We start from the raw sequence: 11,952 nt of genomic DNA on the forward strand, positions 1-11,952 counted from the left end.
CATTCGCGGAATGGGCCGGGCAGAAAACCAGGCACAAAAAAAGCCGCGCTGCCCTCGCAGCGCGGCTTTGTTACTGCAACCGGGTAATCAGTCTTTCACTGCCACCGTGGTCGGCTTGGCTTCCGGCACCGGAAAACCGCGATCGCGCATCAACGCATCGATCTTGGCATCGCGGCCACGGAACTGGCGATAGGCCACAGACGGGTCGATGGCGTTGTGCGGGGCAAACAGGTACTTGACCAGCTTGTGCGCCATGTCTTTGTCGTAAAAGCCACCTTTCGATTCGGCAAATGCCTCGGCCGCATCGGAGGTCAGCACATCGGCCCACAGATAGCCGTAATAGCCGGTGGCGTAGCCCTCACCAGAGAAGATATGGCCGAACTGGGTGGAGCGATGGCGCATGACCAGCTCTTTGGGCATACCCAGCTTTTTCAGCGTTTCGCGCTCGAACTTGTCCGGATCGATGTCCTCCGGATCGGTGGTGTGGTACTTCATATCCATCAGTGCCGACGCCAGGTACTCGGTGGTGGCGAAGCCCTGGTTGAAGGTGGCGGCCTTCTTGATCTTGGCAATCAGATCCGCCGGCATTGGCTCGCCGGTTTTCACGTTCACCAGAAACTTGTCGATGACGCGATCGGTGGACAGCCAGCGCTCCAGCAACTGCGACTGGAACTCGACATAGTCGCGCACGTCGTTGTTCAGGGTCGGGTAGGCGACCTGCGACGACAGGTAGTGCAGCGCGTGACCGAACTCGTGGAACAGGGTCTCGGCATCATCCCAGCTCACCAGCACCGGCTCGCCCGGCGCACCCTTGATGAAGTTGGAGTTGTTCGACGCAATCACCGTGCGCTCACCATCGAACGTACTGTGGCTGCGGTACGTTGTGGCCCAGGCACCGGAACGTTTGCCAGCGCGCGCGAATGGATCCTGGTACCAGACACCAACATGCTTGCCGCTGGTTTTGTCGGTCACCTCGTAGACTTTTACATCCGGGTGGAACACCGGCACGGTGCCGGCTTCCACCGGCGTGAACTCAAAGTTGAACACTTCACCAGCCACATAAAAGAGTGCCTCGCGCAGCTTGCCCAGCTGCAGGTACTGCTTGACCTCGTCGGAATCCAGGTCGTAGCGATCCTTACGCACCTTCTCCATGTAATAGCGGTAATCCCACGGCTTGATGGTGATACCGACCTTCTCGGAATCCGCCAGCGCCTGCATGTCCGCCACTTCTTCCTTCACCCGCGCAACCGCTGCCGGCCATACCGCCTTCATCAGCGACATGGCGTTTTCCGGGGTCTTGGCCATCCGGTCCTGCAGGCGCCACTGGGCGTAGTTGTCGAAACCGAGCAGGCCGACGCGCTCGTCGCGCAGTTTCAGGATCTCGGTGATGATCGCATTGTTGTCGTGCTCATCGCCGTTGTCGCCGCGGTTGTAATAGTTGTGCCAGACCTTCTCGCGCAGTTTGCGGTCGTCGGAATAAGTCAGGAAAGGATCCATGGACGAACGCGTATTGGTTACCGCGTAGTTGCCTTTCTGGCCCTTCTCTGTCGCCAGTGCGGCGGCCGCATCAATGTAGGATTGCGGCAGACCGCGCAGCTGGTCGCTGCGCAGGAACAGGTCGTAACCCTCTTCATCGGCGAGCACGTTGTTGGAGAATTGCGTGTAGAGTTCGGCCAGGCGCTGCTCGATTGCCGCGTAGCGCTGCTTGGCCTTGCCGGTCAGCGTGGCGCCGTTGTTGGCGAACTGGTTGTAAGTCAGTGTGACCAGACGCTTCTGGTCGTCGCGCAGATCGGATTTGTCGCGCGCGTCATACACCGCCTTCACGCGCTGGAACAGCGCCGCGTTCTGCACGATGCTGGACTGGAACTCCGCCAGCTTCGGCGCCATCTCCTGCTCTACCGCGCGGAACTCCGGCGTGGACAGGTTGGAGCTGAAGATGCCCCAGTAGGTGAACACCCGATCCAGCTCGGCACCCGTGCGCTCCAGCGCCTCGATGGTATTGGCAAAGGTCGGCGCTTCCGGATTGCCGGCGATGGCATCGATCTCCGCCAGGTCGTCTTTCATCGCCTGCTGCAGCGCCGGCTTCAGGTCTGCGACCCGCATCTTGTCGAATGCTGGTACCCCGCCATAGGGGCCGGTCCACTCCGCCAGCAGCGGGTTGCCGACTTCGGCCTGTTTGGCCGCGGCCGCAGCCGGTGCCTGTGCATCGGCAGACGGCGCCTGCGCCGCGTCTTTGCCACAACCGCCAGCGGCCAGCGCCGCGGCAATCGAAAGTGCGATCAGTGATTGACGCATTTCCACAATCCCCTCTTGTTTTGTTTGATGGGCCCCACTCAGGTTGCGGCCTCTTTTTGTGTAAACCGCCCGAGTGTAACCGCCCTCGCCTGCCACGACCATTATCCCGTCACAGAATCGCCGCAACTGACGACAAATAGATCCGTTTCCACGACAGATCCTCGCCATTGATCAACAAACAGACAACCACAGGACCCTCTATTATCGATATTAACGCAAGATGATAACGACTTAACAAGTGGTATTAATGAAGCATTATTTAATCGGCTGGCCAGGGAGTGGCGCAGGCGCTGAATCGGTAGTTGGCCGCTGGGGAAATCAGTAAGCGGGCGATCGAGGCAGGATTCGGCGCGTCGGTTGCGCCGGGCTTTGATTCCGCCGTGTCGGCAGACGAAAGGCGCATCGGGAGCTGTGGAGTTGCCGCGCGCCTGTACTGGAGAGGGGATGGAAGTGGTGGCGGTTAAAGAGCGGAGTAGCACTTGCGGGCCGGGGCAACCGCAAGCGCCCCTGCCCCCGCCTGACTGAATTACGCGCGCACATCCTCGACAATATTGCCCACGCGCGCCAGCTCTGCCTCGTGACCCGGTTCACGCCAGCGCTCGGCAACCCCGTCGGCAATCCACTCCCGCAGCGCCGGCAGCTGCAGCAGGCGGCCGGCGTACGCCGCAGCCGTATCACTCAGCTTCAGGCCATAGGTCTGCGCACGAATGGCCACCGGCGCATAGAACGCATCCACTGCCGTGAACTGATCACCGGCCAGGTAGGGCCCGCCGAAACGCCGCAGCCCTTCGCACCAGAGCTCATCGATACGATTGATATCTTTCTGTAACGCCGGCGGGACTTCCGCCAACTGCACGCGCACACCACAGTTCATGGTGCAGATATCGCGCAGCGCGGCAAAACCCGAGTGCATCTCCGCCGCAGCCGAGCGGGCCCAGGCACGGGCGCCCTGCCCCGCCGGCCATACCTGCGGCTGCGCCTCGGCAACGTATTCGACAATGGCGAGCGAATCCCACACGCAGGTGTCGCCATCCACCAGGCACGGCACCAGACCGTTGGGCGCAAAGCTGCGGAATTTATCCCAGCTGCCGCCCTCCTCGAAAGTCACCAGCTGCTCTTCGAACGGAATTTCGAGCTGGCGCAGTAGCAGCCACGGGCGCAGCGACCAGGAGGAATAGTTTTTGTTGGCGATATAGAGCTGATACATGGACACCCCCAATGGGAAGGAAATGATAAGGAACGAACACAAAAATGATCAGACTGGCACAAAGCAAGGCCCCGACGCCGGTGGCACCTCCCGAAACGATTGCCGATCAGGCTGTTTCGGGAGGTGCCACCGGCGGCGGGGCCGGATAAAAACTACTCCGCGCAGTTACTGTGGCCGCCCCTGTGGGGCTTGTGCGGTTCGCCAGGGAATCAGCTGCGACCGGCGCGCAGCCACTCGGCCACGTTAAACGCCAGCTCCAGTACCTGGTCGGCGTTCAGGCGCGGGTCGCACTGGGTGCGGTAGCAACTGGCCAGGTCGGCTTCGGAAATCTTCCAGGCGCCGCCGGTACACTCGGTCACGTGCTGGCCGGTCATCTCCAGGTGAATACCACCGGGGTGGCTGCCTTCGGCGCGGTGCACGGCGAAGAAATCGCGGATCTCTTTCAGGATCTTGTCGAAATCGCGCGTCTTGTAACCACTGCGGGCCTTGACCGTATTGCCGTGCATCGGGTCGGTGCTCCAGACCACGCTGCGCCCCTCCCCCTGCACCGCGCGTACCAGCGCCGGCAGTTTCTCGCCGAGCGTGTCCGCGCCCATGCGTGTAATCAGGGTCAGGCGCCCCGGCTCATTGTTCGGGTTCAACTTGTCGATCAGGCGCAGCAGCTCGTCCGGCTGCATGCCCGGACCCACCTTGACCCCGATCGGGTTCCATACCCCGGACAGGAATTCCACGTGGGCGCCGTCCAGGTCGCGGGTGCGCTCGCCGATCCACAACATATGCGCCGAGCAGTCATACCACTTGCCAGTGAGGCTGTCGGTGCGGGTCAGTGCCTGTTCGTAGTCCAGCAGCAGTGCCTCGTGCGACGTGTACAGCACCGTCTCCCGAATGGCCGGCGTATTGGCCGAGTTGACGCCGCACACCGCCATGAATTCCAGCGCATCCTGCAAGCGCTCCGCCAACTGGGCATACTTTTCCCGCTGCGGATTGTTCTCGAGATAACTCAGGTTCCAGCCGTGTACCTGGTGCAGGTCGGCAAAGCCGCCCTGGGCAAACGCGCGCAGCAGGTTGAGCGTGGCCGCAGACTGGTTGTAGGCGGTCAGCATGCGCTCCGGGTCGGGCACGCGCGCCGCGGCGGTGAAGTCGATACCGTTGATGATATCGCCGCGATAGCTGGGCAACTCGACCCCATCGATTGTCTCGGTATCCGCCGAGCGCGGTTTCGCATACTGGCCCGCCATCCGCGCCACCTTGACCACCGGCAGGTTGCCGGCAAAGGTCAGCACGACCGCCATCTGCAGCAGCACCTTGAAGGTATCGCGGATCTTGTTGGCATTGAAATCGGCAAAGGACTCGGCGCAATCGCCGCCCTGCAGCAGAAAGGCTTTGCCCTCCGCCACCTGCGCCAGCTGCCGGCGCAGTTCGCGCGCCTCGGCGGCAAATACCAGCGGCGGATAACCCGCCAGCTCGCCGGTGACGCGGGCCACCTGCTCGGGAGATTCGTATTTGGGCTGCTGCCTGGCTTGGAATTGGTGCCAGCTCTGCGGGGTCCAGGATCGGGCGGGGGAATCAGACACTGTGGGGGTTACCTCAACTTCCATATGCGGTGATTTGTAACGGCTATCGTAACAGGCGAGCCCCACATGCCGGGGCCCGCCCAAACGGGTACAGCGGCCAGTTTACAGGATGCTGGCAACCGCTTTACTGAAGTATTCCATATTACTCTGGCTGAGGCCCGCAATACTGATGCGGCTGGAATCCACCAGATAGATGGAGTACTCCTTCTGCAGGCGCTCAACCTGCTCCGGGGAAATACCCAGGAACGAGAACATGCCCTTCTGCTGCTGGATAAAGCTGAAATCGCCCGGCGCGCCGGCGGCGGCCAGACTTTCCACCACACCCGCGCGCAGGCCATTGATGCGCTCGCGCATCTCGGTCAGCTCGGCTTCCCAGTTGGCGCGCAGGCTGGCATCGGTCAGGATCGACTCGACGATGGCCGCACCGTGGTTCGGCGGCATGGAATAGTTGCCACGAATCACATTGAGCATCTGGCTCTGGCCGACATCGGCTTTGGCGGCATCGTTGTAGATGACCATCGCCAGGCCGACGCGCTCGCGGTACAGGCCAAAGTTCTTGGAACAGGAGGCCGCCACCAGCATTTCCGGCACCGACTCCGCCATCAGGCGCAGGCCCCAGGCGTCGTCATCGAGGCCGTCGCCAAAGCCCTGGTAGGCCATATCGATGTAGGGAGTGAAGCCCTGCTTCTGCGCCATTTCCACGATCACTTTCCACTGCTCGCGGGACAGGTCCGCACCGCAGGGGTTGTGACAGCAGGCATGCAGCAGTACCAGATCGCCCTCGCCGACGTTTTTCAGCGTGTCGACCATTTCGTCGAACTTGAGGCTGCTGCTGGCGCGGTCGTAATAGGGGTAGCTCTCGATCTTCAGGCCGGCATTGCCGAGTAGCGGCACGTGGTTGGCCCAGGTGGGATCGCTGACCCAGATAGTGGCGCCCGCCTTGGCGCGGTTGGCGAATTCCGCCAGCACCCGCAATGCGCCACAGCCACCGGGAGTCTGCGCCGAGCGCACACGGCCGGCTTTCAGTGCCGGGTGATCGGCACCGAGGATCAGCTCCTGCATGGCGGCGTTGAAACCGGGGGTACCGGCCGGGCCGATATAGGCCTTGGTCTCTTCGCTCTGCAGCAGGCGCGTCTCCGCCTCTTTCACGGCCTGCAACACGGCGGTGTGGCCGGACTCGTCTTTGTAGACCCCCACCCCGAGGTCGATCTTGGCAGGGTTCTCATCGGCGCGGTAAGCCGCCAGCAGACCCAGAATCGGATCCGGCGGAAGGCTGTGCATATGGTCAAACATGCGGTGACTCCTGTAATTCTCTGTCAATCATCCAATCAATCGATCAGGCCGCGATCGGCCCAGGCCTGAGCGCGGTCCATTAACTTTTCTATAATGCTGTCCAGCTGCTGGCGCTCCTCAGTAGATAGCGATGACATCAGGTCGCGCTCATACTGGTGTGCCAGCGGCACAATGCGGGCGTACACCTCACGCCCCAGTTCCGACAGGTTCAGCACCTGGCGGCGGCGGTCGGCCGGATCTTCACTGCGGGTGATGTAATCGTTCTTCAACAGCGAAGACACGGCGCGGCTGATGGCGACCTTGTCCATCGCCGTCTGCTCCACCAGGTCAGCGGCAGACATATCCGGGAAGCGCCCCAGAATCGCCATCACCCGCCACGCGGGAATGGTCAGGTGAAAGCGTGTGCCATAGGCATCGGCAATCGCATTGCTCACCCGGTTGGAAAGCACCGACAAGCGGTACGGCAGGAACCTTTCCAGGCGCAGGTCATCCGGGGCCACAGCCGAGTCGGTAGCAGTGTTATCAGTTGTCATGGCGGTTTACGCGCTCGCTGTTGCTCGGGTTGAATCAGGTTACAAAGGTAACTAACATTGGTTTCAATTGTAACCACTTTTACCGGAAATTTCCCGGCAGGCCGCTGTTTTAACGGCCGCTCCCCGGTCGGCGCAGATCATCGGACAAAATCGGTCGCGCATTATACGGCTTCTTGCGCCATTTTTGGTATCGAAAAGCCTTTGCGGCGCAAAATATTTGCGCCCAAAACCCGGCCGCTCTGACACGGGGAATACCCGCACTCGGTCGCAACGTCTGCCGGCGCCCGGCGACTATCGCAAAAGCACAGGCTGGAGGCAGCGCATGAAGAAATGGATCAGCTTTCCCCGCACTGAGGGCGAGACCAGCCGCCAGGCCCACGCCGACCTGCCCGCAGGCACCTTCGAGCGCGAAATGGGCAAAGAGGGCTTCTTCGGCCCCGCTACCCACTTTTACCACCGCCATCCCCCCACCGGCTGGACCGACTTCCAGGGCCCGCTGCGCCCGCACGCGTTCGACAGCACGAAGATGGTCCACAGCGGCACCAGCCCCTGGGACAGCAAACCGATCCTGCAGAATCGCGACAGCCTGGTGGCCCTGTGGACCTGCCGCGCGCCGATGGAGCACCTGGCGCGCAATGCCGACGGCGACCAGTTGTTGTTCGTGCACAACGGCAGCGGCCACCTCTACTGCGATTTCGGCCATCTGGAGATCCGCGATGGGGACTATATCGTGCTGCCGCGCGGCAGCCTGTGGCGACTGGAACCCGACCAGGGCGCAGCGCTGGAACTGCTGCTGGTAGAGGCCAGCGGCGGCCACTTCCAGCTGCCCGACAAGGGCCTGGTGGGCCCACATGCGATCTTCGACCCGGCAATCCTGGATGTACCGGCCATGGACGATGCCTTCCGCGCCCAGCAGACCGAGGAGCCGTGGCAGGTGCAGGTCAAGGCGCGCCAGCAGATCTCCACCATCACCTACCCGTTCAATCCGCTCGACGCGGTCGGCTGGAAGGGCGACAACCTGGCGGTGCGGATCAACTGGCGCGATATACGCCCGCTGATGAGCCACCGCTACCACCTGCCGCCGTCGGCACACACCACCTTTGTCGCGCGCGGCTTCGTGGTCTGCACCTTTGCGCCACGGCCGATCGAGAGCGACCCGGGCGCGTTGAAAGTGCCCTTCTTTCACAACAACGACGACTTCGACGAATTGATCTTCTATCACCGCGGTGACTTTTTCAGCCGCGACAACATTCACCCGGGCATGTTGACCCTGCACCCGATGGGCTTCACCCACGGCCCCCACCCCAAGGCCCTCGCCGCCGGCGCCGCCCATACGCGCAAGGAAACCGACGAGGTGGCGGTCATGCTCGACAGCCGCACGCCCTGGGATATCCTGCCCGACGCCCACGCGGTCGAGGTGCAGGACTATGTGAACTCCTGGGCGCAGCCGCATAAATAGTGTGCACCGCGCCCGGCCGGGCAAAACCGGGCCGGACACAGCAGCAGGACACCGAAATGAAACTCGCCTCCCTCAACAAAGGCCGCGACGGCGAACTGATCGTGGTCTCCCGCGATCTGTCGCGCTACTGCGGCGCCGCCGATATCGCGCCAACGTTACAGGCGGCACTGGACGCATGGGACATCACCGCACCGAAACTGCGGGCGCGCTTCGCCGCGCTGCAGGACAACGAGATTACTTCCTTCCCGTTCGACGCCGCCGCCTGCCACAGCCCGCTGCCCCGCGCCTACCACTGGGCGGACGGCAGCGCTTACGTCAATCACGTGGAGCTGGTGCGCCGCGCCCGCGGTGCGGAGATGCCGGAGTCTTTCTGGAACGACCCGCTGATGTATCAGGGCGGCTCGGACAAATTCCTCGGCCCGTGTGAACAGATTGCCGTGGCCGATACCGATTGGGGCATCGACTTCGAGGCGGAAGTCGCGGTCATTACCGGCGATGTGCCCATGGGTATCGGTGCCGGCAACGCCGGTGACATCATCCGCCTGGTGATGCTGGTCAACGACGTCTCCCTGCGCAACCTGATTCCCGCCGAGCTGGCCAAGGGCTTCGGCTTCTACCAGTCCAAGCCCTCCAGCGCCTTTTCGCCGGTAGCGGTGACACCGGACGAACTCGGCCACCACTGGCACGGTGGCAAGCTGCACCTGGACCTGCACGCCGTGCTGAATGGCCGGAAAATCGGCGCACCCAACGCCGGCGTGGACATGACGTTCAACTTCCCGCAGCTGATCGCCCATGCCGCCAAAACCCGCCCGCTGGGTGCCGGCACCATTATTGGCTCGGGCACCGTATCCAACGTGGACCGCTCCGCCGGCTCCTGCTGCCTGGCTGAAGTGCGCATGCTGGAGATCCTCGCCGACGGCAAACCCGTGACGCCCTTTATGCAGTTCGGCGACCGCATCGAAATCGCCATGTACGATGAGCACGGCGAGAATATTTTCGGCACCATCTCCCAGCGGGTGGTCGAGTACACTGAACCCCATTGAATATACGAACACGCCGCAGGAACGGCCGTTGGCCGCGCCTGCACAATCAGAAAAGCGATAAGGAAAACCTATGGACCTGCACGGCTACTTCCGCTCCTCCGCCAGCTACCGCGTACGCATCGGCCTGAACCTGAAAGGCCTGCAGTACGATTACTGCCCGGTAAACCTGCTCAAGGGCGAGCAGCGCGGCAACGACTACCGCAAACTGAATCCGCAGGGGCTGGTGCCTGCGCTGGTGGACGGCGACACGATTCTGACCCAGTCGCTGGCAATTCTTGAATGGCTCGACGAGACCCACCCCGAACCGGCGCTACTGCCCGCCGAACCGCTGGCGCGGGCCCGCGCCCGCGCACTGGTCTATAACGTCGCCTGCGATATCCAACCGGTGCAGAACCTGCGCGTGCTCAAATACCTGCAGGGGGAATACGGGATCAGCGATGAGCAGAAAATCGGCTGGATCCGCCACTGGATCCACGAGGGCTTCTGCGCACTGGAACAGCAGCTGAACCCGGCCCCGTTCGCCACAGGCGAGCAGCCCGGCCTGTTCGAGTGTTGCCTGCTGCCGCAGATCTACAGCGCCGAGCGCTTCGGTATGGATATCGCCGAGTACCCGGCGATTCACCGCATTGCCCTGGCTTGTGGGGAAATTCCCGCGTTTATTGAGGCGCGCCCGGAAAACCAGCCGGACAGTACCTTGTAAGCTGTCCGCTCTGGCGGCAGCGACGCAGGCGGGGTAGACAGGTCATGGGAGAGACAAAAGCTATCGGGGCAGCCCGGATTGAGGAGAGTCTCACCGGGGTACCCGGCTTCCGCCTGTTGTATGGCCGCAATGTGACGTTTGCGCAACCACGCAGTATTGTCCACGCCGATTACGCGATCAAACTGACCACCAGAGGTTGCGGCGCCCCACTCTGGTATCGGGGTGCGCACCATCCGCCCTGCGCCACCGGGGAGCCGAATCTTTTCTCTCCCTTCAACCCCCTGGTCGCCGGCACCAGCGAGACCGCCACCGATTTCACCACGCTGTTGATCGAACCAAAACTCGTCGCGACCGCGCTAACCGCGCCGGGATCGGCAGCCCCCGCACCGGATTCGTCGCAGCTGCCGTTTGTGCACCGAAAGCACATTGCACGGCAACTGCTCACCCTGGCCGACGCGCCGGGCAGCGGCGCAGAAGCAGAACTGCAAGTCAGCAAACTGCTCGAACAGCTGTTCGCGGCACCGACGCCCTCAGTCCTGCGCGCGGCGACCACCGCGGTGGAACGCGCCCGCGAGTGTATCCTCGACAACCTGGCAACCAATATCCCCATGATGCAGCTGGAGCGCGAGAGCGGCCTCGGTCGCTTCCAGCTGATCCGTAATTTCCGCCAGCAGTACGGACTGCCGCCGACGGAATACCGCATCCGCGCCCGACTCGCGCTCGCGCGCCGCCTGCTCGCGCGAGGCCACAGCCAGGCCGACGCCGCCCACTCGGTCGGCTTTTACGACCAGAGTCATTTTCACCGGCATTTCCGCCGCCTCCAGGGATTCGGCCCGGGCCAATTCCAGCGCTCGCTTGGGTTGCGCATCACCTAAAAGGCTGACTGCGCAAATCCGTACAAGACCCACCAGCAACTCCGCCCTAACCTGCCGCGATACTCAATGGTTAGGAGCAAGCCATGACAAAAATTCAGACTACCGGTAAACGGGTCGCGTTGGTGACCGGCGCAGCGCGAGGTATCGGCCGCGCCATCGCACTGCAGCTGGCCCGCGCCGGCATGGATATCGCCGTGCACTACGGCAGCAGCGAACGCGAGGCCAGTGAAACCGTCAACGCGGTCGAACAATTCGCCGTAGGCGCCAGGGCCATTCACGCCGATATGGGCGACCCCGGGTCCATCAAAGCGCTGTTCGCGGAACTGGATAAAACCTTCGGGAGGTTGGATATCCTGGTCAACAACGCCGCGATCCTGCAGCCCGGCGCGCTGGAGTCTCTCCGCGAGCAGGACCTCATGCGCACTTTCGCCATCAACGTTCAAGGTCCCGCCGTCGCCGCCAGGGAAGCGGCCGCGCGTATGATTAACGGTGGACACATCATCAATATCTCTTCGAGTCGCGCCCATTTCGCGGCCGCAGGTACTGGCAGTTACTCGGCCAGCAAGGCGGCGCTGGAGTGGATGACCCGCGTCTGGGCACAGGAACTGGGTGGGCGTGGAATCCGTGTCAATGCCGTCGCTCCCGGCCCCACGGCACCGGGTATGTTCGAGCGGGCACCGGAATTTCTGCAAGCCGCCGCCGTCAAGAGCTCACCCTTCGGGCGCATCGGCGACGCCAGTGAAATCGCCGACCTGGTGTGCTTCCTGTGCAGCGACAACGCCAGCTGGATATCGGGTCAGGTAATACTGGCGAATGGTGCTGGTTGCCTGTGAACGGCGATATGAATTGTATTGGCGATACATACACCGCGGCGCTATGGTGTGTTAAGCGCGCCACCAGCTCTTGGGATTTTGGCGCAGGCGGCGCGGCTGACTTTTGGTTACGCCAAAGCCGATTAACACCTACCGATATG

At 62.5% G+C, this 11,952-nt stretch carries 10 protein-coding genes; 5 read left to right on the top strand and 5 right to left on the bottom strand.

Going from position 1 to position 11,952, the window contains the following annotated elements:
• Positions 1 to 87: 87 nt before the first annotated feature.
• The 5 genes from ABDK11_RS11365 to ABDK11_RS11385 form a co-directional block, all read right to left on the bottom strand.
• Positions 88 to 2,295, bottom strand: coding sequence for a M3 family metallopeptidase (locus tag ABDK11_RS11365; RefSeq protein ID WP_346836626.1), 2,208 nt, complete (start codon positions 2,293 to 2,295; stop codon positions 88 to 90).
• 526 nt (positions 2,296 to 2,821) lie between these two features.
• A complete protein-coding gene (locus ABDK11_RS11370; protein ID WP_346836627.1) occupies positions 2,822 to 3,502 on the bottom strand; it encodes a glutathione S-transferase family protein in 681 nt (226 codons plus the stop codon).
• 209 nt (positions 3,503 to 3,711) lie between these two features.
• Entirely contained in the window at positions 3,712 to 5,100 is a 1,389-nt protein-coding gene (locus tag ABDK11_RS11375) for a 3-deoxy-7-phosphoheptulonate synthase class II (RefSeq protein WP_346836628.1), read from the bottom strand.
• 78 nt (positions 5,101 to 5,178) lie between these two features.
• On the bottom strand, positions 5,179 to 6,369 hold the full coding sequence (locus ABDK11_RS11380) for an amino acid aminotransferase (protein WP_346836629.1): 1,191 nt from the start codon (positions 6,367 to 6,369) through the stop codon (positions 5,179 to 5,181).
• A 35-nt stretch (positions 6,370 to 6,404) separates the two neighbouring features.
• Positions 6,405 to 6,902, bottom strand: a complete 498-nt coding sequence (locus ABDK11_RS11385) for a MarR family transcriptional regulator (protein WP_346836630.1) — start codon at positions 6,900 to 6,902, stop codon at positions 6,405 to 6,407.
• A 322-nt stretch (positions 6,903 to 7,224) separates the two neighbouring features.
• Here ABDK11_RS11385 and ABDK11_RS11390 point away from each other — a divergent pair, with 322 nt between their 5' ends.
• From ABDK11_RS11390 to ABDK11_RS11410, 5 genes are all read left to right on the top strand, one after another.
• The gene (locus ABDK11_RS11390) at positions 7,225 to 8,361 is read left to right on the top strand and encodes a homogentisate 1,2-dioxygenase (RefSeq protein ID WP_346836631.1); all 1,137 of its coding nucleotides are present in this window, start codon (positions 7,225 to 7,227) and stop codon (positions 8,359 to 8,361) included.
• Positions 8,362 to 8,417: 56 nt separating this feature from the next.
• Complete coding sequence (locus ABDK11_RS11395) at positions 8,418 to 9,404, top strand: fumarylacetoacetate hydrolase family protein (protein WP_346836632.1); 987 nt, start codon at positions 8,418 to 8,420, stop codon at positions 9,402 to 9,404.
• A gap of 70 nt (positions 9,405 to 9,474) precedes the next feature.
• Entirely contained in the window at positions 9,475 to 10,104 is a 630-nt protein-coding gene (gene maiA, locus ABDK11_RS11400; RefSeq protein ID WP_346836633.1) for a maleylacetoacetate isomerase, read from the top strand.
• A 44-nt stretch (positions 10,105 to 10,148) separates the two neighbouring features.
• Positions 10,149 to 10,979: an AraC family transcriptional regulator gene (locus ABDK11_RS11405; protein ID WP_346836634.1), complete on the top strand. Its 831-nt coding sequence runs from the start codon at positions 10,149 to 10,151 to the stop codon at positions 10,977 to 10,979.
• An 83-nt stretch (positions 10,980 to 11,062) separates the two neighbouring features.
• The gene (locus ABDK11_RS11410) at positions 11,063 to 11,812 is read left to right on the top strand and encodes an SDR family oxidoreductase (protein WP_346836635.1); all 750 of its coding nucleotides are present in this window, start codon (positions 11,063 to 11,065) and stop codon (positions 11,810 to 11,812) included.
• The last annotated feature ends 140 nt before the right edge of the window (positions 11,813 to 11,952 follow it).

The organism is Microbulbifer sp. SAOS-129_SWC (assembly GCF_039696035.1).
Taxonomy (GTDB): Bacteria; Pseudomonadota; Gammaproteobacteria; order Pseudomonadales; family Cellvibrionaceae; genus Microbulbifer.